A 24,665-nucleotide genomic window follows, 5' to 3' on the forward strand; every position below is an offset into this window, starting at 1 on the left:
TGGAAAGATGGAATTAGTAGAAATCAAACAAGAACTTGACAAAATGGCTAATCGTATAGCGGACTTTAGGGGGTCTCTTTGACTTAGAGGCAAAAAGAGCTCGTATTGCTGAACTAGATGAAATGATGTCTGATCCAAGCTTTTGGGATGATCAACAAGCAGCCCAAAAAACAATTAATGAAGCAAATGACATAAAAGAGCTAGTAAATGCATTTGATCAAAATGCGGAGTCATTGGAAAATGCAGAAGTCTCTTATGAATTAGTCAAAGAGGAAGAAGACGAAGATCTACGTGAAGACCTTGAAGACGAAGTCAAAACTTTAACAGAAGCGTTAAATCGCTTTGAATTGTTTATTCTTTTAAGTGAACCATATGACAAAAATAATGCGATTCTCGAATTACACCCAGGTGCAGGTGGTACAGAATCGCAAGACTGGGCAAGCATGTTGCTTCGTATGTATACTAGATGGGCAGATTCAAAAGGATTTAAAGTTGATACCCTTGATTATCTTCCAGGTGAAGAGGCAGGTGTCAAAAGTGTGACATTACTGATTAAAGGACATAATGCCTATGGCTACCTTAAAGCAGAAAAAGGCGTGCACCGTCTTGTGCGAATTTCACCTTTTGATTCATCAGGTCGTCGTCACACATCGTTTGTTTCTTGTGATGTGACACCAGAGCTTGATGATGATATCGATATTGATATTCAAACAGAAGATCTAAAAATTGACACCTATCGTTCCAGCGGTGCCGGTGGTCAGCATGTTAATACAACAGACTCAGCCGTCAGAATTACGCATTTGCCAACCAATACGGTAGTAACGTGCCAATCAGAAAGATCACAAATAAAAAATAGAGATCAAGCGATGAAGATGCTTAAAGCAAAACTTTATCAGCTTGAAATAGAAAAACAAAAACAAGAAATGGCGGAAATCCGCGGAGAACAAAAAGAAATTGGCTGGGGTAGTCAAATTCGTTCTTATGTTTTTCATCCATATTCAATGGTGAAAGATCATCGTACAGACTATGAAACAGGCAACAGTCAAGCTGTTATGGACGGAGAATTAGATAATTTTATTGATGCTTATTTACGTTCTGTAATGAATTAATCCAAGCGAGCAAAAGGGGAATGGTTTCCTTTTGCTCGTTTTTACTGTGCAAAAAGAAATGGAGTGAACATTTATGATAGCTAAATATAGACGAAAGCAAATGCCAAATATGTTACGACAAACATTAGATTACACTTATGTGCTGATTGGAGCCTTTTTTGTAGCGTTAGCATTTAATGTTTTTTTATTACCAAATGAAATTGCCTCTGGTGGTGTAGCAGGTGTCAGTACAATCACAAAAGCATTATTTGATTGGGAACCAGCGATTGTACAATGGGCCCTAAATGTACCGCTTTTTATAGCAGGTGTTGTTATTTTAGGTAAAAACTTCGGTGCTAAATCTTTAGTGGGCACCATTATTTTACCTTTTTACGTATTCTTAACCAAAGATGTACAACCTGCTACAGAAGAACCGTTGTTAGCAGCTATCTTTGGTGGGATGATCGTTGGAATTGGAATTGGAATCGTATTTCGCGGAAAAGCCTCGACGGGCGGGATAGACTTAGCCGCCCAAATTTTACACAAATACACAGCATTACCATTAGGTATTTGCCTCGCTATGTTTGATGGTCTAATTGTTGTGACAGCCTCTTTTGTTTTTTCTTTGGAACAAGGTTTATATGCAATCATTGCTTTATTCGTTACAAGCCGTACAATTGATTTTGTTCAGGTAGGTCTAAATACCTCTAAAAATATTATGGTAATAACGAATCAACCTGAACAAGTTCGTCGAATTTTGTTGAATGATATTGATAGAGGTGTTACTATTTTTAATGGTTCTGGTGGTTATACAGATGAAGATCGTAAAGTGTTAATGTGTGTCGTTCATCAGAATGAATTTAGCAAAACAACGAGAGCAATAAAATTAATTGATCCAGATGCATTTGTGGTTGCAATGAATGCAACGGAAGTATTAGGGGAAGGTTTCAAACGATCCTAAGGCATTAAAAAAATCTTTTTCTAATCAATTCCAGGAATTTGTTTAATTAAAATTGAAATAAAAATGTAATATAATTTTTTATAAAAAATAGCGAAAATGATGTTATAATGTAGTCAGTGTGAATCTTGTTTGGATATAATATTCCATTTTTCGTGAAAATATACTATAATTATAAAAAAAGGTGATTACTTTATGATAGAGATGCACGATGTGTATATGACATACCCTAATGGTGTTGTTGCGCTTAATGGGGTCAATGTAACTATAGAGCAAGGAGAGTTTGTTTACATAGTAGGTCCGAGTGGTGCCGGTAAATCAACATTCACCAAAATGTTATTCCGCGAAGCAGTACCAACAGATGGTTCGGTATTAGTTAATAATAAAGATTTAATAAAATTGAAGTGGAAAGAAGTTCCCTACTTCAGAAGAAATATTGGAGTTGTTTACCAAGACTTTCGTTTATTACCGAAGTTAACTGTCTATGAAAATATAGCTTTCGCTTTGGAAGTGATAGAAGAAACCTCCAAAAATATTCGTAAACGTGTAATGAATGTACTAGATCAAGTTGGATTAAAGAACAAAGCGCGTTTTATACCAGATGAATTATCTGGTGGGGAGCAACAACGTGTCGCTATAGCTAGAGCTATGGTAAATCGTCCTGCTCTTTTAATTGCAGACGAACCGACAGGTAATCTAGATCCGGATACTTCTTGGGAAATCATGTCGATTTTAGAAGAAATTAATGCAAGTGGTACCACGATATTAATGGCAACACACAGTAAAGAAATTGTAAATACAGTAAAAAAACGTGTAATTGCTATGGAAGACGGTAGAATTGTACGTGATGAGCATCGAGGAGAGTATGGCTATGAAATTTAATACGTTGAAGCGACATTTCAAAGAAGGTGCAAGAAACACTTGGCGCAATGGATGGATGACAGTGGCTTCTGTGGGTGCAGTAACAACAACACTTATCTTAGTAGGTGTATTCCTCGTATTGATGCTCAATCTTAATCACATTGCAGGTGAGTTAGAAAAAGATGTTCAAATAAAAGCTTTGGTTGAAATAACAGCAGAAGAGGTAGATGTTGATCAGATCGAAGAAGAAATCAGAGATATCTCAGGTGTGCAGAGCATTGAATTTCTTACCAAGGAAGAAGAATTGGAAAACTTAATGGAAAGTATGGGCGATCAAGGACAAGCCTGGGGATTGTATGAACAGGATAATCCATTGAATGATGCTTTTGTTGTAAAAGCAACGGACCCGCTTGAAACCGAAAGAATCGCAAATGAAATAGAACAATTTGATTCCATTTATCGTGTTAATTATGGACAAGAATATGTAGATAGTTTGTTTAAATTCAATGAATATGCAAGGAATGTAGGTCTTGCATTAATAATAGCATTAGTTTTCACCGCGATCTTCTTAATCTCGAACACTATTAAAATAACCATCTTAGCCCGTAAAAAAGAGATTGGGATTATGAAGCTGGTGGGAGCAACAAATAACTTTATTAGGTGGCCATTTTTCGTTGAAGGTATGTTGTTAGGTGTTTTAGGAAGTTTAATTCCTATTGCCGTTATATTAATCGGTTATTATTTCCTAACACAAAATTTAGATATATTACAGCAATTTGATTTTGTTACAATACTTCCTTTTTATCCATTTGCCCTTCAAGTATCAGCTCTAATTATCGGAATTGGTGCAACAATTGGGGTTTGGGGAAGTTTAATGAGTGTACGTAAGTTCTTAAAGGTCTGATAGAATACGAGAAACGTCTTAGAGAGGGGAAATTACATGAAACGGTTTTATCTAGTACTTACGGTGGTAATGATTTCACTTTTTATCTCTTCCATCTCTGTTTTTGCTGAAACCAAAAGTGAGTTGAACGAGAAAATCAATGGTTTAGAGGAAGAAAAAAGTCAAATTGATGAAGAAGCAGACGGAATAAAAAGTAAAGTAAACGAGACTGAGAAAAAGATTGCTGAAAATCAAGGTGAACAAAAAGAGACTAAAAATGAAATTGAGGAAATTGATAGTGACTTAGAATCGACTCAAGCTCAATTAAAAGCTAAACAAAATGAAATAGCTGCAACAAATAATAAAATTGCAGAGACGGAAGATGAAATTTTCAAAACAGAATCAGAAATCGAGCAATTAAAAGAAGAAATTGAAGAATTAAAAGAAGAAATAAAACAGCTTGAAGAAAAAATCGCTGCCAGAGAAGATTTATTAAAAAATAGACTTCGTGCAATTCAGCAAAATGGTGGAAATACAAGTTACTTAGAAGTCATTTTAGGAGCCCAAAGTTTTGGTGACTTTATTAACCGTGCAACAGCTGTAACAAAAATCATGGATTCGGATAAGAAAATCATGGAAGAACAGCAAAGTGATAAAGAGAAGTTAGAAGAAAGCAAGTTAACTGTAGAAGCAAATAAAAAAGAAGTAGAAGAGAAACAAGTGGCGTTGGAAGAAGATAAAGAAGAGTTAGAAGGCACAAAGGCAACTCTCGTAGCTCAACAACAAGAGTTAAATGAAATTAAATCAACATTAGATCAACAAAAATCGAATAAACAGAGTTTGATGGCTGAGTTGGAAACAGAAGAGAAAGAATTACATGATCATAAAATGAGTTTATCAGAGGAACAAGAAACACTTCGAAAGCAAGCTTCAATGATTGAAAAAGCTAAAAAAGAAGCACAACAAAAAATAGAACAATTAGCAGAAGAACAAAGAAAGAAATCAGAGTCTTCTAATAGTGGTGGATCATCAAATAATAGTTCAACTACTCCATCACTATCTGCAGGTGGTAGCGGTTCTTTAGCTTGGCCTACGACAGGAAGAAGGAGCTCAGGTTATGGTTATCGTGACTTCAATGGTGGTGGATTCCATTATGGTATTGACATTGCAAATAGCAAAGACACGCCTATAAAAGCAGCTGCTGATGGTGTTGTTACAAGATCTTATGTATCTACTAGCTTTGGAAATGCAATATTTGTGTATCATCCTCACCTAGATCTTACTACCGTTTATGCTCACTTAAATTACAGAAACGTATCTTATGGGCAGTCGGTATCACAAGGTCAGACCATTGGTGGAATGGGTAACACAGGTAGATCATTTGGAGATCATTTGCACTTTGAAGTACATAAAGGCGGATGGGACCAACATGAGGGAGTCAATCCTTATAACTATTTACCTTAAAGAATAATATTAAAAGACATCACAAAAAACTTGTGATGTCTTTTTTAAACGTTCATAATATATAATAGAGAAATTATTTTTGAAATGAAAAGTTTGACTTTTTAATACGTCTATGGGGTGGAATAATGAATATAAGAAAAAGGTATTTAACGTTAATTTTATTAGTAGCAATTGCGCTTGGAGGAGTTGGTACGTATGTTGGCTTGTCGATGTTTTCAGGTGAAACAAGCCTAAATAATAGTGGAATAGCAAGTTCCGATCGTGATCTATTAACTGAATTAGCAGATCAACAAGAGAATATTGAAGAAAACATGGGCAAAATGTCTAAAGTAGTAGATGCATTTTCGATTATTCAAGAAAACTATGTGGAAGAGGTAGAAGATACACAGCTAATTGAAGGTGCGATTCAAGGTATGTTAAGTTCGCTAGAAGATCCATATAGTGTATACATGGATCAAGAGACGATGGAAAAATTTAATGAACAAATAGAATCCTCATTTGAAGGTATCGGTGCAGAAGTGTCAATGAAAGAAGGAAGTGTTACGATTGTAGCACCAATCAAAGATTCACCTGCAGAAGAAGCAGGATTAAAACCAAATGATCAGATTCTATCGGTTGATGGAGAGAGTGTAGAGGGATTAGATCTATATGAAGCCGTCAATAAAATTCGTGGTGAGAAAGGGTCTACAGTTGTTCTTGAAGTGAACCGGCCTGGAGTAGAAGATCCGTTAGAAATTGAAATTACCAGAGATTCTATTCCACTCGAAACCGTTTATGCAGATACGAAAGAAGAGAACGGTAAATTAATTGGTGTTATCGAATTGACTTCTTTTTCTGAAAATACAGCTAGTGATTTTGAGAAAGAACTTAGTCAATTGGAGGAACAAGGAATTGAAGGTCTAGTGATTGATGTACGAGGTAATCCTGGTGGTTTATTACCATCAGTGGAAGAAATTCTAAAAAACTTTATTCCAAAAGACACCCCATATATTCAAATTGAAGATCCTAGTGGAAAGAAAACACGATATTTTTCTAATATTGAGACCGCTAAAGACTATCCAGTTGTAACATTAATAAACGAGGGTAGTGCTTCCGCTTCTGAGATTTTATCAGCAGCACTTAATGAAGCTTTAGATTATGATATCGTTGGGGAAACTTCATTTGGTAAAGGAACCGTACAACAAACCGTTTCAATGGGCGATGGCAGTACCATTAAAATTACTCGATTTAAATGGTTAACACCTGATGGTAATTCGATTCATGAAGTTGGCGTAGAACCAACAATTGAACAAAAAATGCCTGACTACTACTATACAAATCCGGTTCAAGTTGAGGAGCCGTTAACATTAGATCAAAGTGATAGTAAGATCGAAAATGTCCAAATTATGTTGGAAGGATTAGGTTATGAGCCAGGACGCACAGATGGTTACTTTAATGAAGCTACTAAATCAGCTGTTGAAGCTTTCCAACAAGATCGAGAAACGGAAGTGACAGGTGAAGTCGATGAGAAAACCGCAGAACTTTTACAAACAGCTATCATTGAAAAAGTTCAAGAAGGTGAAGATGACCTGCAACTTGATAAAGCGATTGAAACATTAACAGAATAAATTAAAAGTTAAAGTTATAAATAAGACAAGGCTGTGATCAATAGCCTTGTCTTATTACTTTTATAATCTTATGGACAGAAATAGGTGAAAACGTTAAAAAGTGTCCGTAAGAATGGATCTTATGGACAGAAATAGGTGAAAACGTTAAAAAGTGTCCGTAAGAACGAATCTTATGGACAGAAATAGGTGAAAACGCCAAAAAGTGTCCATAAGAACGGGTCTATGTCCTACCTATCATTGTTTTGATAATTGTATCCTTTCTTTGAGAAGGACGGCTTTTTCACACCGTTATCGTTCGAAATGTTCTCATAAATAAAAATTGAAGCATAAGTAAACAAGTTAAGTAGGGAAGCTAACGATCAATTGGACTCTCACTTTTCAACAGATGCTAATTCATACCAATTTTTCGGTTTTCTAGTATTTTGTAACTAAAATAAAAAAATGGGTAGCCAAAAATCAAATTATTGATCATAATAGAAGTACTATACATAACGTTTGTAATGTTTGGTTGGAAAGGGGTCAACGGGATGGATTGGATGATCGAAGTAGGACTAGCATTTGCTCGGATTTTTATGCAACCATTTATTTATTTATTTTTCTTGTTTATTTTGATCAGTGGCTATCGAAGAATTAAAAAGGATCGTAAAAGCTTTGGTTCCAAGGTATATCCGTATTTCTATGAGGCAAAGAATACTTGGTCGATTGCTATAGTAATGGGTTTACTTTTATCAGGATTATCAATCGCATTCGGTTTTATGGTGTCAATTCCATTTAGTTTATTAATAGGTGTTATTATCTTTTTAATTGCAATAACAAATCGATTTAGTTGGCTTTCTGCCGGATATGTATTTGCCATTGCCGCTGCAGTGATGTACTTCATCAATGTCTATGGTGATGGGTATATACCTACTAGTTGGATCAACAGTTTAGATGTTACCGATCTATTTTACATACCTTTTCTAGTATTGATATTGTTACTAGCGGAAACGTGGTACTTAGCAAAAGTGGATAGCACTGATACTTTTCCTGAACTGATAAAAAGTAATCGAGGAAAATATTTAGGACAGCATCGGATTAAGAAATTGACAATTATACCGTTTATAGCCTTATTACCTGCAGGGATAATCGAACCTTTTGCGGATTGGTGGCCATTATTAGAAGTTGGTGAAACCTCTTTTGGCTTAATCGTAATACCGTACTTGTTTGGTTTTGAATATTTAGCAAAATCGATGCTGCCTCAAACTGCATCCAAGTGGCTGGCCAAACGGATAGCATTAGTAGCTTTAGTTGTTTTAGGGTTAGCTATCGGTGGTTATTATCTACCAATATTAACGGTGATCGCCTTGGTAACAGCATTCCTAGGCAAAGAAATCATTCAGTATTTTTATCGTACCCTTGAACACAAAAGCAAAGCCTATTTTCAACCAGCGAAAAATGGTTTATTAGTGCTTGGTACGTTACCAAATACCCCAGCGGTGGATTTAGGATTAATTCCAGGAGAGCGAATCGTTAAAGTTAATGAAATAGTAGTTGAAAATGAGCAACAATATTATCAAGCAATTAATGAAAATCGTGCGTTTTGCAAAATGGCGATAAAAGATTTAAATGGAGAAACTCGTTTTGCACAAAGAGCTTTGTACGAAGGTGAACACCATAAGTTAGGAATCTTATTAGTAAGTGAAAAAGAAGCCTATAGCAAATTAAAACAAGAGAGCTAATTCAGCTCTCTTGTTTTTCGTTAAATTGCAATAATTCTCTTATTTCGTCTTCTGATAATTTGGATAATAGTGTTTCTCCTGGTTGGATGATTTGATCGACTAATTCGCGTTTCTTTTGTTGTAGTTGGTATATTTTTTCTTCGATCGTGCCCTCTGTAATGAACCGGATCACTTGCACTACTTTCTTTTGGCCAATTCGGTGTGCACGGCCTGCAGCTTGCTCTTCTACAGCTGGATTCCACCATAAATCATATAAGATTACCGTGTCTGCTCCTGTTAAGTTAAGTCCGGTTCCACCAGCTTTTAAGGAGATTAAGAAAAAGCCTCTTTCTCCTGCGTTAAAAGCTTCAACCATTTTCATCCGTTGTTCAGATGGTGTCGAGCCATCTAAATAGAAGACCTGGTGTCCGCTATCTTCCAGAGATTTACGAATGATTTGCAGCATACTTGAGAATTGAGAAAAAATGAGCGTTCGTTTTCCATTTGCTTCTAATTCCCCTGTTAGTTCCATTAATTGATCTAATTTTCCTGAAGCACCACTGTAATTTTCTAAAAACAAGCTAGGGTGACAACAGATTTGTCTTAATCGAGTCAGTCCAGCTAAGATTTGCAATTTACCTCGATCAAATCCTTTTGACTCAATGGTTTCATCTAATTCATCTTGAATTCGTTGTAAGTATCCGATATAAACTTCTTTTTGTTGTTTGGTTAATTCCGAGTACTGTACTGATTCAATTTTATCTGGCAGTTCCTCTAATACATCCTTTTTGACCCGACGTAAGATGAAAGGCCGTGTAATTTTAGAAATGTAATGAGCATCAAGGTTACTGAACGCTTTTTTACTGCCGAATAAACCAGGTGATATCGTATAAAAGATCGACCATAATTCATCCAACGCATTTTCGATGGGTGTCCCGCTTAAAGCGAAAAATTGTTTTGCTTTAAGAGAGCGAACTGCTTTTGCCGTCAATGTTAAATGATTTTTAATTGCCTGTGCTTCATCTAACACAATACAATCGAATAAATGCTCTTCGTATAGGTCTTGGTCTTTGCGCAAGGTTGGATAGGAAGTAATTAAAATATTCGTATCCTTATGCTGTTCTAAAAGGTCCTTACGCTGTTGCTTAGGTCCGATAATCACACCTGTCGTTAAAGTAGGTGAAAATTTTTCTATTTCTTTTTTCCAATTATATAAAAGTGATGCAGGTGCAACCACTATTGCTTGATATTGCTCCGATTTTTCATTCGTTTCCGAAAGCATATAGCTAATCGTTTGCAATGTTTTACCTAACCCCATATCATCCGCTAAAATACCACCTAAATGATAATGAGACAATGCTTTCATCCATTGAAAACCTGTGACTTGGTAATCACGCATATCAGCATCTAAATGATCTGGTAATTCAAATTGCAATTGTTCCGGATGTTTTAATTGTTCTAACATTTGTTGAAACGAAGCACTATAACGATAATCTGTTTTATTTAATGCTTCTTCAACCTGAAAACTTCGAGCAGCAGGTATCGAGATTTTTCCATCTTCCATTTGTTTTTTTGATAATTGCAAATTCTCCTGTAACGATTGGAAGGAAGAAAAGTCATCTGACTCTAAGTGAATCAAAGTGCCATTAGGAATCCGATAGAATCGCCTTTTTTCGACTAATGCTTGCAAAATATTTGAAACGTCTTCTGTTGAGATTCCGTCCATGTCGAATTCAATATCAAGCATGCCCTCTGATGGACGATAATCGACATTTGATTGTAAACTAATTTGATCGATTCCTTCCAGCATTTGTTTGACACTTTTTGATAAATATACCGTTGACATTGTTTCGAGTTGGTAGACACCTTCGTGAATAAACGAATAGATCGCATCATCATTAAATAAATAGAATGCCTGATTAATTTCGATGAAGGCTTCATCACGAAGCATTTGCAAGACTTGTTGCTCTTTATTCGTTTCACGCTTGACGATAGCTTCACCTGAACCACTTTCGGAAAAGGGAGTGAAGACAGAGTCACCGTAGTGGTATTCGACATCTGCTTTTAAAGTGCCATCGATTTCCTCGACAAATACTTTCGTCATTAGAGGTGCGGTATTCATTTGACTTTCCATACGTTCTGTCATTTTTAGTGAACCGACTTGTTCGAATTGCGGCATCACATTTTTAACGAAAACATCCATTTCATCTGGTGAAATATATTGCTTTTTCTTATTTTGAAAAGGCATAATTCGAAATAATTTTTCAAGAATTTGTTTTTGCTGATAGCTGACTTTGTAAAAATGATTGTCGTGAATCAGAAATCGATAACTATCCAGAAAATAATAGTCAGAAAGGTCGGTCATTTCTAATGTGTAACTTTTTTGCTGTTGATAATCTAATTGAAATTGCAACTGATCGGTCATTTCACTAACGATAATCGATTTATATTCTTTTTGTGACTCCTGTTTGAAAATATAGTCCATATCCACCAACTGATCTAGAAGTTGGTCAACTAGACTTGGCGGTATATAAATACTTCGTGGCTGATCTAATTTTAATACATAGCTATTTCCGAATAAGCGTTCTTGATCATAACAGGTCAAAAGCATTTCAATCATTTTTTGATCTTTTGATGTAAAGTAATGAATGCTTGGATAAAATGTGAAACTTTGATTTATTTTATAGGACTCACCACTATTTAAGGCTTTTAAGAATCCACGTATATCTCGAATTACATAAGGGCGTTTATCGCCAATTTTCAGTTCGAAAGTCAGCACATATTGTGAGTTTCGATTAGCTTTAGTTAAAGTCAGCAAATATTCCGTGTCGACTACCTGAGGTGTTTCAGCATCTTCCTTTTTGTCACGAAATGTATGTAATAACTGTTTCGCAAAAAGATCGGTATCTTGAACCGGGGCTGCTTGTGCATTACGGTCTACTGCAAACCTTTTGCGATTGGATTGCGCATCCTGAGTGATTGCCAAAAGGACGGCAGCCACATGCTTACATGTATCATGTGTTGCAAAAGCTGGGCAGTTACAAGTGGTATCGACCATCATCTCGTCTGTAAAGAATATTCTCACCGTGTAGATTTTACTTCCCTTAACAAGACCACGCCATGAATTATTTTCGGGGTTATAGGATAGGCCATATACTTTTCCATTTTTGTAATAGCTGTATCCTCTCGTATAAAAACGTTCACCTGTTAGTTGGCGAATCGATTCTTCAGTCATTTGTATTTGTTGCAAATTGATCCCATCCTTATAAAAGAATCCATCGTTATATTATAGCAGATTTCCAAATTCATGCCATCCTATTGTCTTTTTTATTTTCAGTCTGATTGTTTAATGTTAAAATAGGATAGGTTAAAAGGTACGTAATGGAGAAAGTAGGTTATAGAATGGGACTACAGGATGAAGTGCAAAAAAGAAAGACATTTGCAATTATCTCGGTAGTTTTACAGTACTCTTTCACATACAAGTCGCGCAAAAGTAGCTCTAACAACCTAGAGCGCTATTTTTTCATTTTATTTTTCGTCATATTTTAATAGCGTTTTATGACGGAATATGATATAATAAGTATAAAAACGAGTAACGAAACAGGTGATAACGTGTATCTGAAAAAAACGAAAAACAAAAAAGGCCGTATCCATTTATCGATTGTGGATTCTTATTATGATAAAGAGAAAAAATATGCTCGTCAGGTAACCATAGAAAGTTTGGGATATCTGGATGAATTAGAAAAAGAATACGACGACCCGATTGCTCATTTTAAAAAACGAGTAGAGGAATTAAAGAAAGCGAAAGCAGCACAAAAAGAACCGATACAACTAGAACTTTCTCCGAACGAAAAGATAAAAAAGAAGAAGGACTATCGCAAAAATTTTGGACACGTGATCCTGAGCCAACTTTATCATCAGTTACAGCTAGATACCTTTTGGAAAAATCGTGCCAGACGTCGCTCCTTTGCCTTTGACCCTAATATTATTTTCAAATTATTAATTTTTACGCGATTATTGTATCCCGGTTCCAAGGCGAAGTCGTTTGCCTCTCGTTCTTTATTTTTTGAACGAAACACTTTTGAATTGGCGGATGTATACCGCGCACTCACCTTCTTTCATGAAAAAAAGGATGACTTGTTGAAATGGCTACATAACCAAGTGACTAGTCAATATGGACGGGATACCACTCGTGTTTTTTATGATGTGACCAATTATTATTTTGAGTCCGATACGATCGATGAAACAGACATGCGGCGTAAAGGAGTGTCGAAAGAGCATCGACCGAATCCGATTGTGCAGATGGGATTGTTTATGGATAACCAGGGAATACCGATCACTTATCAACTATTCCCTGGCAACACCAATGATTGTATGACGTATCGTCCCAACTTAAAAAAATTGAAACTGGATTATGGTATAAAACGAGCCGTAGTTGTGGCGGACAAGGGAATGACAACGGGGGATAATATCTGGTTTACCTTATCAGCAAAAGACGGCTATGTATTCAGTATGTCGGTACGTGGTGCCAATAAAGAATTAAAAGAATATGTCAAAAACGAAGCAGACTATCAATGGGTTGGAAAGGAATACAAGCGAAAGTCCCGATTGTACCCAAGAGATATTCTGGTAACAGCGAAAAATGGATCCAAAATGAAAAAGCAAGTACATGAAAAACAAGTGGTATTTTGGAGTGCGAAATATGCCAAAAAAGCCAAATATGAACGAGAGAAAGTCATTCAAAAAGCGAAAGCATTAATGGAGAATCCTGGCGCTTATAAGAGAGCCACATCCGTTGGAGCAAGCAACTATATTAAAGATATTGCGTTCGACAAAACGACAGGAGAAATCTTAACACCTAAGAAACAACTGCACCTCAATGAGAAGAAAATACAAGAACAAGAAGCATTAGATGGGTACTATGTGCTGATTACAAGCGAATACAGGGAAGCTGATGATGCGATTATTGATATGTATCGGGGATTGTGGCAAATTGAAGAAACGTTTCGTATTACCAAAAGTGACTTAGAAGCACGACCGGTTTACGTATCCAGAAAAGAACACATTGAAGCCCATTTTCTTACGTGCTTTGTCTCCCTTGTGCTTGCGCGTATTTTACAGGTAGAATCAGACGGCAAGCATAGCGTCGCCAATTTATTGGATAGTTTACGTCAGGCGGAATGCACGGAACTCACTCAGAATTATTATTTATTTGATTATTATGATGACATTCTAGAAGAATTAGGAACCAAATTTCACATCGATTTCTCGAAAAGGTATAGGAAATTAGGAGAAATTAAAAAAATTTTAGGGAAGACGAAAAAAGGGTCTATTTCACGATGAAAAGTTGAAAAATAAGATACCCCTTCTTCCTTTGTGCGCCAAGGGATGAAGGGGTGTTTTTGTCTAATTCCACTGTAAAACTCAGGTTATAGCAGATTTCCAAATTCATGCCATCCTATTGTCTTTTTTATTTTCAGTCTGATTGTTTAATGTTAAAATAGGATAGGTTAAAAGGTACGTAATGGAGAAAGTAGGTTATAGAATGGGACTACAGGATGAAGTGCAAAAAAGAAAGACATTTGCAATTATCTCACACCCTGATGCAGGGAAAACAACAATGACGGAAAAACTTTTGTTATTTGGAAATTTAATTCGTTCAGCAGGTACGGTTAAAGGTAAAAAATCAGGAAAATTTGCCACGTCGGATTGGATGGAGATTGAAAAACAACGTGGAATCTCTGTTACTTCCAGTGTGATGAATTTTGATTATATGGGTCATAAAGTCAATATTCTCGATACACCTGGTCACGAAGATTTCAGTGAAGATACCTATCGAACATTAACAGCTGTTGACAGTGTTGTCATGATTATCGATGCAACCAAAGGGATCGAAGCACAAACGATAAAGTTGTTTAAAGTATGTAAAATGCGTGGCATTCCAATTTTTACTTTTATTAACAAATTGGACCGAGAAGGACGCGAACCCCTCGATTTATTAGATCAAATTGAAGAAGTTTTAAATATAGAAACATATCCAATCAACTGGCCAGTCGGTATGGGTAAACGTTTCTTAGGAATCCTAGACCGCTATCATGATCAATTTATTAAATATAACGGTAATGAAGAAGAGAGTTATATTCCAATGAGTGAGATCGATAAAGATGAGGTTTCCCAGCAGCCGACTTTTCAGGAAACGGTGGAAGAATTAGAGTTACTGGATGAAGCAGGGGATCAATTCTCGCTTGATCGAGTATTAGAAGGTGAACAAACACCAGTCTTCTTTGGTAGTGCCTTAGCTCCATTTGGAGTACAGTCATTTTTCGACACATTTATCAAAATGGCACCTGCACCAGGTCCAAGAAGAACGACAGAAGAAGTGATAAGTCCAGATTATCCAGACTTCTCTGGATTTATCTTTAAAATTCAAGCGAACATGAATCCACAACATCGTGATCGTATTGCATTTTTACGAGTATGCTCTGGTAAGTTCGAACGAGGTATGAATGTCAAGCTTGCCCGAACAGGGAAAACAATACGGTTGGGGCAAACCCAACAATTTGTCGCATCTTCCCGTGACACAGTTGAAGAAGCATTTGCTGGCGATATTATTGGGGTATATGACCCTGGATCTTACCGAATTGGTGACACATTAGTTGATGGTAAACAGACGTTTGAATATGACGAATTGCCACAATTCCCTCCAGAAATGTTCCAACGTGTAACTGCCAAGAACGTAATGAAGGCAAAGCAGTTTAGAAAAGGGATTGAGCAACTGGTCCAGGAAGGTGCTATTCAATTATTCCGAGGTTATCCAACTGATTCAATGATTATTGGAGCAGTCGGACAATTACAATATGAAGTCTTCCAGCATCGAATGAAGAATGAATACAATGTCGAAGTATTACTTGAATCAATTGGTGACAGGATTCCACGTTGGCTAAAAAAGGAACAGGTTGATCCAAAGCTTTTTGATGAACGCAATCTTTTAGTAAAAGACCGCGACGGCGAATTCCTTGTATTATTCAAAAATGACTTTGCCTTAAGATGGTTCATCGACAAACACCCTGAAGTTGATTTGATCGATTTATACGAAGTAAACCAATACGATCAAACGACATAAGGAATATTCGACAAAAATATATCATTATAAAATCCAAACGACCGAATCGTTTGGATTTTCTGCGTATTAAGCATTGTGGTAATTTTGAAACCAGTAATGTGTCAAAATGGCGCTCCGGCCGATTACTTCGCTTTCCGCGGGGACGGCTTCAGCTAATTTTTCAAAATAAAATTAATTTTATTTTGAAAAATGGATCTTCAGCTCGCCCTGTTCCCGCAGGAGTCTTCGCAATCGGCCTCCGCTATTTGAATAATTCAACAATGTTTGTACCAGCTAGCATTTTGAACTTTTAAGCCAAGTAACGAATTCTTCAAATGATAGAAATATCAATAAGCATCCCTCATGCAAGCGTTGTAGAATATCAAAGTAGCGTAGGCGTCCGCTTCAACTCCTACGGCATGTTTTTATCCGAAGATCCACTTTGGTAAGCGGTTTTTGCTTACTAAAGTTAGCTGAGGAGAAAAAGCCGTGGAAAGGGGAGCGGACAAGCCGCAGCGTTTTCTAAGCACATACATATTGTCAAAATTACCTCATCATTTGGATCTTATTTTTTATCCTCCTTCAAATTAATTACATCATATCTTTTTAACATCCTGACAGCTTTGGTTATAATGTAGAAAGAGTTAAGAAATCAAAAACGAATATTTGTTCGCTTTTTTATAAAATATAGTGTATACTATTTCTAGCAAAAAGAACGGAGGAATTGATTTGGAACAACAAACCTTTTCTTTACAGGCCCCCTATCAACCCCAAGGTGATCAGCCTGGTGCGATAAAAGAGTTAGTTACGGGTGTCAAACAAAACAAACGCCACCAGACCCTACTTGGTGCAACAGGTACGGGTAAGACATTTACCATATCCAATGTGGTCACAGAAATCAATAAACCAACATTAGTGATCGCTCACAATAAAACGTTGGCTGGTCAATTATATAGTGAATTCAAAGAATTTTTCCCGGATAATGCTGTCGAATATTTTGTCAGTTATTACGACTATTATCAACCAGAGGCATATGTCCCATCGACAGATACGTTTATTGAAAAAGACGCCAGTGTTAATGATGAGATAGATAAGCTACGTCACTCAGCGACCTCATCCCTTTTTGAACGAAATGATGTATTGATTGTCGCTAGTGTTTCATGTATTTATGGTTTAGGTTCACCTGAAGAATATCGAAACCAAGTCCTGTCACTAAGGGTCGGTATGGAAAAAGATCGTGACCAATTATTACGAGGCCTTGTCGATATTCAATATGCACGGAATGACATTGATTTTCAGCGCGGTACTTTTCGTGTTCGTGGTGATTCGGTTGAAATTATTCCGGCTTCACGTGAAGAACATTGCGTGCGTGTCGAATTTTTCGGTGATGAAATTGATCGAATACGTGAAGTAGACGCATTAACAGGAGAAATTATCGGTGACCGTGAGCATATTGCTATCTTCCCAGCATCCCACTTCGTCACTGGAGAAGAAAAATTAAAAAAAGCAATGGTCAATATCAAAACAGAACTAAATGAACAACTAGCAAAATTCCGTGAAGAAGATAAATTATTAGAAGCACAACGCCTTGAGCAAAGAACCAATTATGATCTCGAAATGATGGAAGAGATGGGCTTTTGCTCAGGGATTGAAAATTACTCACGTCATTTAACATTACGTGAACCGGGATCAACTCCTTATACGTTAATTGATTATTTTCCGGAGGATTCGTTAATCGTAATTGATGAATCCCATGTTACTTTACCGCAAATTCGTGGTATGTATAATGGAGACCAGGCTCGTAAACAAGTATTAGTAGATCATGGGTTTCGCTTACCATCTGCTTTAGATAACCGACCATTAACCTTTGATGAATTTGATCAAAAGGCGAACCAACTTATTTTTGTTTCAGCGACCCCTGGACCATATGAGTTAGAACATACACCGTACATGACAGAACAAATCATTCGACCGACTGGTTTATTAGATCCTGTTGTCGATGTTCGACCAATCGATGGTCAGGTCGATGATCTGATCGGTGAAATTAATAAACGGGTCGATCGCAATGAACGGGTGCTTGTGACAACACTGACCAAAAAAATGTCGGAAGATTTAACCGATTATTTGAAAGAAGTAGGCTTAAAAGTTGCCTATTTGCACTCCGAAATTAAAACGTTGGAACGAATTGAAGTTATTCGGGATTTACGGGTCGGAAAATACGATGTAATTGTCGGTATTAACCTTTTACGAGAAGGGCTGGATATTCCCGAAGTATCGCTTGTTACGATTTTAGATGCTGACAAAGAAGGCTTCCTACGCTCTGAAAGGTCCTTAATTCAGACAATGGGACGTGCTGCCCGTAACGAAAAAGGCATGGTTATCATGTATGCGGATAAGATGACCGACTCTATGAAAAAGGCGATTGATGAAACGTATCGTCGTCGTGAAAAACAACAAGCATATAACGAAAAACATGGTATTACACCTAAAACGATTAACAAAGAAGTACGTGATGTCATCCGTGCCACAATCGCAGCGGAAGATGAAGAGAAATACGAAGGCACAGCAAAAAAAGTCAAAGAAATGACCAAAAAAGAAAAACAAGCGTTAATCGAAAAAATGGAAGCCGAAATGAAACAAGCGGCTCGCGACCTCGACTTCGAGCGAGCGGCAGAGCTGCGTGATGCTGTATTAGAATTGAAAGCAGAAGGGTGAATCTAATGGCTAGAAAAAGCATTTCGATAAAAGGTGCTCGTGCACATAATTTAAAAAATCTATCAATCGATATTCCGAAAGACAAGCTAGTCGTTCTGACTGGTTTGTCTGGGTCTGGTAAATCATCTTTAGCTTTTGATACGATTTATGCAGAAGGTCAAAGACGATATGTTGAATCATTGTCAGCATATGCTCGCCAATTTCTCGGACAAATGGATAAACCGGATGTTGATTCGATTGAAGGTTTATCACCGGCGATTTCGATTGATCAGAAAACAACCAGTCGAAATCCAAGATCAACAGTCGGGACCGTAACGGAAATCTATGACTACATGCGTTTACTTTTTGCCAGAATTGGTCATCCAATTTGTCCGATTCACGGTGAAGAAATTACTTCTCAAACGGTAGAGCAAATGGTGGATCGTATCCTTGCTTATCCGGAACGTACGAAATTACAAATACTTGCACCAGTTGTGTCAGGACGAAAAGGGACACATGTTAAAGTATTAGAAGACTTACAAAAAGAAGGCTATATTCGTCTGCGTATTGATGATGAGATGCGTGAAATTAGTGATGATATCCAATTAGATAAAAACAAAAAACATTCGATCGAAGTAGTGATTGATCGAATCGTCGTGAAAGAAGGCATTGCAGGCCGTCTTTCTGATTCATTAGAAACAGCTTTAAAACTGGGTGATGGTAAAGTAATTGTCGATGTTATCGATGATGAAGAATTGTTATTTAGTGAAAATCACGCATGTCCGATTTGTGGATTTTCGATTGATGAATTAGAACCAAGATTATTCTCTTTTAATAGTCCGTGGGGAGCTTGTCAGACCTGTGATGGTTTAGGTTCACAATTAAAAGTAGATGTCGACCTTGTGATTCCAAATAAGGAGTTAACGTTAAATCAAGGTGCCATCGTGCCATGGGAACCAATTAGTTCACAGTATTACCCACAATTATTAAAAAGTGTATGTAAACATTTCAAGATTGATATGGATGTACCAGTTAAGAAGCTAACCAAAAAGCAATTAGATAAAATTTTGCATGGAAGTGGAAAAGAAAAGATCGAATTCAATTACGAAAATGAATACGGTATGAAGCGTGAGACCTCGATATTCTTTGAAGGAGTACTAAATAATATTGCTCGTCGTTATCGGGAAACGTCATCCGATTTTATCCGTGAACAGATGGAAAAATATATGGCGAACACAGCATGCCCAAGTTGTAACGGTTATCGTTTGAAAGAAGAGGCACTAGCAATAAAAGTGAACGATCTGCATATTGGCCAAGTAACCGAAATGTCAGTTACGGAAGCAAATAACTTTTTTGCTACGCTTTCGTTATCCGAAAAAGAAAAACAAATTGCAGCAATGATTGTCCGCGAGTTAGATGATCGCTTAAGCTTTTTACAAAACGTAGGTTTAGATTATTTAACCTTATCACGTTCAGCAGGTTCTCTGTCTGGGGGAGAAGCACAGCGAATTCGTTTAGCAACTCAAATTGGCTCTGCACTAACAGGTGTTTTATATGTGTTAGATGAACCGTCAATTGGACTTCATCAACGGGATAATGATCGTTTGATTCAAACATTAGAAAGAATGCGCGACTTAGGTAATACCCTTATTGTCGTCGAACATGATGAAGATACGATGCTTGCGGCCGATTATTTAATTGATATCGGACCTGGTGCTGGAGAACATGGTGGTGAAATTATCGCCCAAGGTACACCGAATCAAGTGAAGAAGAAGAAAAAATCTTTAACCGGACAATATCTGTCAGGTGAGAAATTTATTTCAGTGCCAGCAAGGCGCCATGAAAATGATGGTCGCTATCTTGAAATTATTGGTGCAGAAGAAAACAATTTAAAAAACGTTGATGTAAAGATTCCGATCGGTATTTATACGGCAGTTACAGGAGTCTCGGGCTCAGGAAAAAGTAGTTTAATTAATGAAATTTTGCATAAAAGTTTGGCAGCTAATCTACATCGCGCGAAACAAAAGCCTGGTAAGCATAAAGAAATAAAAGGAATCGAACATCTAGAAAAGGTAATCGATATTAATCAATCACCAATTGGCAGAACACCTAGATCGAATCCGGCCACGTATACGGGAATGTTCGATGATATTCGTGATGTTTTTGCCCAAACTAATGAAGCGAAAATTCGCGGCTACAAGAAAGGTCGTTTTAGTTTCAATGTCAAGGGTGGACGCTGTGAAGCTTGTCGCGGTGACGGTATTATTAAAATCGAAATGCACTTTTTACCTGACGTTTATGTACCTTGTGAAGTATGTGACGGTAAACGATACAACCGTGAAACCTTAGAAGTGAAATATAAAGGTAAAAATATTGCGGATGTATTAGATATGACGATCGAAGAAGCATTAAAATTCTTTGAAAATATCCCGAAGATTAAACGAAAAGTAGAAACGGTTTATGATGTAGGGTTGGGGTATGTTCGACTTGGACAACCTGCCACAACATTGTCTGGTGGGGAAGCCCAGCGTGTAAAATTAGCAAGTGAGCTCCATCGCCGTTCCAATGGTAAATCACTCTATATATTAGACGAGCCAACGACTGGGTTGCATATTGATGATATTTCCAGATTGTTAGTTGTGATTCAAAGGTTAGTCGATAACGGCGATACCGTAATTATCATTGAACACAACTTAGACGTGATCAAAGCCTCTGATTATATTATCGATCTCGGTCCAGAAGGTGGCGACGGCGGAGGGACGATTGTTGCGACAGGTACACCAGAACAAGTTGCTGAAGTTAAAGAGTCCCATACAGGCAGATATCTTAAGCCAATTTTAGAAAGAGACAAGAAACGAATGGAAGCTAAGATTAATAGTTAATTAAAGTTTGAGTAAGAAATATTATCCTATTTTGGAGTACAATTCGCGTTGAGGTTGTACTCCTTTTTTTATTTGACAAAAGTTAACGTTTTTCAACAGTGTAAAACAATTTTTTATGGAGTAATTGGAATATTATGCTATTATCGAAGTGGGATACTTATTCATTCATTTAAAAAGGAGTGGTTAATAATGAGTGGGGCACTTTATTTCATTGGTGGGTTTTTAATCATAGTTAGTGTCATATCAGGGGTGTTTTCAGGTTCGCTCTTGGGTTTCATTATTTGTTCAATCGGAGGAGTCGTTGTTGGATCTCTGCTATTTGCTTTATCTCAAATCAATGATAATCAGTTAAAGATTTTGTATCAATTGCAATTACATAATGAATTTACTAGACAGCTTCACACAAAAACAATCAAATGTCCAAATTGCGACTATGAATATGATGATCAACTTACCTCATGTCCCAATTGTGGGAATAGATAATCAAAATGAAGGGACTTCAAGTAGAAAAGGTAAGTATTTTAAAAACGCTCGATTTTGAGCGTTTTTTGATTAATATTGAAAGTTGATGGTATTACAAATAGAAAACAGTATATAAACTTTACAAGTCGGTCTGTCTAACAAGAACTTCTGCTTATACTATGCTAAAATAGATATGAATGTAGGAAGAGGAGGCATCTTACTTATGGAACCAATTGAAATAAATCATTTGCAAAAACTGATCGATCAACATGCCAATAAAGAAGTCTATGTACATTTGGAAACAACCAATGGAGCATATGCTAGTCACTTTAACCAAGATGCATACAACGTTGGTGCGTTTATCAGAAATGCTAAAGTAACTTATCAACGCGGGAAAGTCGTAGGTGCTGGCACAACTTATCGAGTTGGTCTTAAGTTAGATATTGGCTGGATTTATGCAGAAGGTGTTAACCAATATGAAGTAGATGACAATAATAAACTATTAATGGCGGGCCATGACCGGGAAGGGCGTTTAATGGTTGCCTTACAAATAAGTGAAACACCATTTAATTATTAATATGAAGGAGGAATTATAGTGACAGAACATGTTGTAGTAATTTATCCACATCCAGATGATGAAGCGTTTGGAGCATCTGGCACGATCACAGCATTCCGTGAACAAGGGATTCCGGTTACATATTTATGCGGAACATTAGGTGAGATGGGCCGTAATATGGGCAATCCAACTTTTGCGACAAGAGAAACATTGCCGGAAATCAGAAAAGCTGAATTGATCAAAGCATGTGAAGTGATGGATGTTCAATTAGAAATGTTAGGGTATCGTGACAAAACCTTAGAATTTGAGTCGACCGAAGAGGTTGCGGACCACCTTTTTACGTATTTAGATAAAATAAAGCCATCATTGGTAATTACGCATTATCCTGGACACGCTGTCCACCCAGATCACGATGCTTTTGGGGCAGCTGCTATCAGAGCTGTGGAGAAATTTTCTGCGGATCAACGTCCAACTGTTTGGGCGCAAGCGATCAGTAGAACCCATGTAGAGGAAATCGGTGAACCAGATATCCAAAAAGATGTAGAATCTGTCTTTCATAAGAAGTTCGAAACAATCATGGCGCATAAATCACAAGCAGATGGCATGCTAGCAAAAATGAAGCAAGAAGAAGAAGATTTGGAAGAGGCCGCCAAACAATGGTTAGGGGTAGAATCTTTCTATACTTGGAAATTTTGAGACATGGTGAATTATATTTAGACATAGAATGTATCAAAGGTTTATCTTTATCATTTTGTGGAAGAGTATAGAATAGAATGCGCTCAAAAGAGGAGTCGAATAAAATGCGTTGGATATTATCACTTGTTTTTAATGCTCTAGCATTAATGTTGATTGACTATCTATTTGAAGGGTTTATGATTGATGGGTTTGTTGTAGCGTTGATTGCTGCTGTTATACTTGCCGTTTTAAATGTGATCGTTAAACCTATTTTAGTCCTCTTGACATTACCAGTCACAATTTTAACGTTAGGTTTGTTTTTATTTGTGATAAACGCTGTCACCCTATGGCTCACACAAATGTTATTAGGAGACAAATTTACAATTGAAGGCTTCGGAACAGCAATCATTGCAGCCATCCTATTCTCGATCATGAATTTAATCATCAACAAAATAATCAAAGACTAGTGGTTCTGACAAACGAATATTTTAATTTTAAAAATCCAAACGATTCGAAAGGGCTAACCACCGAATCGTTTGGATTTTATGCGTAGTAGGAGAATACTGTGCAATAACAGATGAGTAACTATTAGCCAAAGTAGTAATTTTGAAATGATTGATTTACTAAAAATCCGCTCCGGCTGCCCAGGAGTAGCCGTCAAGGCTGAGAATCTAATGGAGTGAAAGTCTCCTGTCATCAATTGACCGGTTCGGATGACTAGTATATCTAATGCGTGGTGAGGTAACGAGTCACGTTCTGCTTGGAAGTAAAAGTCACTGCGGCTCAACTTTACGCAGAGAGAGTATGGGTCGGAACAGCTAGAGTGGCGAGCAAATCTAGAGGCTAGAAGGCTTTAACGAATACTGCAGCTCCGAAATCGAGCGCCCTTCAGAAGCTGTTGAAGGGATGTCTGTGATGCGCCGACCTGGTTGGGCAATGGGGAAGGCCGATGTTCTATGGGAAGTAACGGTCAAGAGCACCATAGAAGCAGCCGGAGTAGGGGTTCTGGCATCTAGAGAGAGATTTTCAGAGATAACGACGGGAAAGTCCTACTTCCAGCTGGGATGACAACAACCAGCAAAGACCAACCATATAAGTGACAAGCGAAAATGGTTAGGAGGATTTAGGATGGACGCATGAGGTCGTAGTAGCGAAGAGGAAAGGGTAATGCCTTTCTAAGCTTATGGAATGAAGCTTCTACAAAGGTAACACCAGAGTAGAGCGAAGGACCTCTGGGCGACTGGGCGTCCGTGTCAAAGAATAAACAGAACACAGAGTCTGTTGAATGATTGGCATAAGACTAGCATATAAGTAAACTTATGTATCAATGGGTGAACATGCGTGTCAGCATTTAAACCTGGGATACATAAGGAAGGCTTATATAGCGATAGAAACCCAGTGTCAGAACCGGACTCGGGAAATCCGACCGTCCGGGATCGTATGGGGGCTGCAGGAAACGTGGTTCTATTGAATGCGCGCGCCTGCCATCTACCCGACCTTCCCTTTCCGTGGGGTTTTCCCTTCAGCTAACTTCTTCAAGCACAGAGCGCTTGAAAAGTGGATCTTCAGGGAAAACAATCCCACAGGAGTGATAGTGGGCGGCCTGCGCTAATATATTTGCTCTACAACTATTGTGACAGCTAACATTATGAGCTGTTAATCCAATCAACAAACTTTTCACATGAGAGAAATGACATAATGCTACCTCATTCCAGCGTTGTAGAATATCAAATTAG

The 24,665-nt window shown here is 37.4% G+C and carries 15 protein-coding genes; 14 read left to right on the forward strand and 1 reads right to left on the reverse strand.

Annotation, left to right across the window (positions count from 1 at the left end; translation table 11 throughout):
* The first annotated feature begins 7 nt into the window (after window positions 1–7).
* The 7 genes from prfB to BN3107_RS06140 all read left to right on the forward strand — a co-directional run bounded on the left by prfB (window position 8) and on the right by BN3107_RS06140 (window position 8,579).
* A protein-coding gene (prfB, locus tag BN3107_RS06110) for a peptide chain release factor 2 (RefSeq protein ID WP_148434676.1) occupies window positions 8–1,109 on the forward strand; the annotation gives its coding sequence in 2 pieces (ribosomal slippage) (window positions 8–79 and window positions 81–1,109; 1,101 coding nt in all).
* Window positions 1,110–1,182: 73 nt separating this feature from the next.
* Entirely contained in the window at window positions 1,183–2,049 is an 867-nt protein-coding gene (locus tag BN3107_RS06115; RefSeq protein ID WP_058306735.1) for a YitT family protein, read from the forward strand.
* A gap of 192 nt (window positions 2,050–2,241) precedes the next feature.
* Complete coding sequence (gene ftsE, locus BN3107_RS06120; protein WP_058306736.1) at window positions 2,242–2,928, forward strand: cell division ATP-binding protein FtsE; 687 nt, start codon at window positions 2,242–2,244, stop codon at window positions 2,926–2,928.
* The gene (gene ftsX / locus BN3107_RS06125; RefSeq protein ID WP_058306737.1) at window positions 2,918–3,811 is read left to right on the forward strand and encodes a permease-like cell division protein FtsX; all 894 of its coding nucleotides are present in this window, start codon (window positions 2,918–2,920) and stop codon (window positions 3,809–3,811) included. The genes ftsE and ftsX overlap by 11 nt, the downstream gene beginning before the upstream one ends.
* 36 nt (window positions 3,812–3,847) lie before the next feature.
* On the forward strand, window positions 3,848–5,254 hold the full coding sequence (locus BN3107_RS06130) for a murein hydrolase activator EnvC family protein (RefSeq protein ID WP_077065055.1): 1,407 nt from the start codon (window positions 3,848–3,850) through the stop codon (window positions 5,252–5,254).
* A gap of 125 nt (window positions 5,255–5,379) precedes the next feature.
* Window positions 5,380–6,861: a S41 family peptidase gene (locus BN3107_RS06135; protein WP_058306738.1), complete on the forward strand. Its 1,482-nt coding sequence runs from the start codon at window positions 5,380–5,382 to the stop codon at window positions 6,859–6,861.
* Between the two features lie 527 nt (window positions 6,862–7,388).
* Complete coding sequence (locus tag BN3107_RS06140; RefSeq protein ID WP_058306739.1) at window positions 7,389–8,579, forward strand: PDZ domain-containing protein; 1,191 nt, start codon at window positions 7,389–7,391, stop codon at window positions 8,577–8,579.
* A 1-nt stretch (window position 8,580) separates the two neighbouring features.
* Here BN3107_RS06140 and BN3107_RS06145 read toward each other — a convergent pair whose 3' ends face one another.
* Window positions 8,581–11,808 carry a DEAD/DEAH box helicase gene (locus BN3107_RS06145; RefSeq protein ID WP_058306740.1) on the reverse strand — a complete coding sequence of 1,076 codons (3,228 nt, stop codon included), beginning with the start codon at window positions 11,806–11,808 and terminating at the stop codon, window positions 8,581–8,583.
* Between the two features lie 362 nt (window positions 11,809–12,170).
* Here BN3107_RS06145 and BN3107_RS06150 point away from each other — a divergent pair, with 362 nt between their 5' ends.
* The 7 genes from BN3107_RS06150 to BN3107_RS06185 all read left to right on the forward strand — a co-directional run bounded on the left by BN3107_RS06150 (window position 12,171) and on the right by BN3107_RS06185 (window position 23,396).
* A complete protein-coding gene (locus BN3107_RS06150; RefSeq protein WP_058306741.1) occupies window positions 12,171–13,901 on the forward strand; it encodes an IS1634 family transposase in 1,731 nt (576 codons plus the stop codon).
* 202 nt (window positions 13,902–14,103) lie between these two features.
* A complete protein-coding gene (locus BN3107_RS06155; RefSeq protein ID WP_058307029.1) occupies window positions 14,104–15,681 on the forward strand; it encodes a peptide chain release factor 3 in 1,578 nt (525 codons plus the stop codon).
* Between the two features lie 708 nt (window positions 15,682–16,389).
* Window positions 16,390–18,375 carry an excinuclease ABC subunit UvrB gene (uvrB, locus tag BN3107_RS06160; protein ID WP_058306742.1) on the forward strand — a complete coding sequence of 662 codons (1,986 nt, stop codon included), beginning with the start codon at window positions 16,390–16,392 and terminating at the stop codon, window positions 18,373–18,375.
* A gap of 5 nt (window positions 18,376–18,380) precedes the next feature.
* Window positions 18,381–21,236 carry an excinuclease ABC subunit UvrA gene (gene uvrA, locus BN3107_RS06165; protein ID WP_058306743.1) on the forward strand — a complete coding sequence of 952 codons (2,856 nt, stop codon included), beginning with the start codon at window positions 18,381–18,383 and terminating at the stop codon, window positions 21,234–21,236.
* Window positions 21,237–21,921: 685 nt separating this feature from the next.
* On the forward strand, window positions 21,922–22,275 hold the full coding sequence (locus BN3107_RS06175; protein WP_058306745.1) for a YojF family protein: 354 nt from the start codon (window positions 21,922–21,924) through the stop codon (window positions 22,273–22,275).
* Window positions 22,276–22,293: 18 nt separating this feature from the next.
* Window positions 22,294–22,950, forward strand: a complete 657-nt coding sequence (bshB2, locus tag BN3107_RS06180) for a bacillithiol biosynthesis deacetylase BshB2 (RefSeq protein WP_058306746.1) — start codon at window positions 22,294–22,296, stop codon at window positions 22,948–22,950.
* A gap of 104 nt (window positions 22,951–23,054) precedes the next feature.
* Entirely contained in the window at window positions 23,055–23,396 is a 342-nt protein-coding gene (locus BN3107_RS06185; RefSeq protein ID WP_058306747.1) for a phage holin family protein, read from the forward strand.
* Window positions 23,397–24,665: the final 1,269 nt, after the last annotated feature.

The sequence above is a fragment of the Gracilibacillus massiliensis genome (assembly GCF_001458115.1).
Classification (GTDB): domain Bacteria; phylum Bacillota; class Bacilli; order Bacillales; family Amphibacillaceae; genus Gracilibacillus; species Gracilibacillus massiliensis.

What these genes read in the sequence shown, in the direction of transcription:
- BN3107_RS06185 (WP_058306747.1), top strand. Translation starts at nt 23,055, where the DNA reads ATGCGTTGGATATTATCACTTGTTTTTAATGCTCTAGCATTAATGTTG.
- BN3107_RS06115 (WP_058306735.1), top strand. Translation starts at nt 1,183, where the DNA reads ATGATAGCTAAATATAGACGAAAGCAAATGCCAAATATGTTACGACAA.
- BN3107_RS06155 (WP_058307029.1), top strand. Translation starts at nt 14,104, where the DNA reads ATGGGACTACAGGATGAAGTGCAAAAAAGAAAGACATTTGCAATTATC.
- BN3107_RS06135 (WP_058306738.1), top strand. Translation starts at nt 5,380, where the DNA reads ATGAATATAAGAAAAAGGTATTTAACGTTAATTTTATTAGTAGCAATT.
- BN3107_RS06130 (WP_077065055.1), top strand. Translation starts at nt 3,848, where the DNA reads ATGAAACGGTTTTATCTAGTACTTACGGTGGTAATGATTTCACTTTTT.
- ftsX (WP_058306737.1), top strand. Translation starts at nt 2,918, where the DNA reads ATGAAATTTAATACGTTGAAGCGACATTTCAAAGAAGGTGCAAGAAAC.
- uvrA (WP_058306743.1), top strand. Translation starts at nt 18,381, where the DNA reads ATGGCTAGAAAAAGCATTTCGATAAAAGGTGCTCGTGCACATAATTTA.
- BN3107_RS06175 (WP_058306745.1), top strand. Translation starts at nt 21,922, where the DNA reads ATGGAACCAATTGAAATAAATCATTTGCAAAAACTGATCGATCAACAT.
- BN3107_RS06140 (WP_058306739.1), top strand. Translation starts at nt 7,389, where the DNA reads ATGGATTGGATGATCGAAGTAGGACTAGCATTTGCTCGGATTTTTATG.
- ftsE (WP_058306736.1), top strand. Translation starts at nt 2,242, where the DNA reads ATGATAGAGATGCACGATGTGTATATGACATACCCTAATGGTGTTGTT.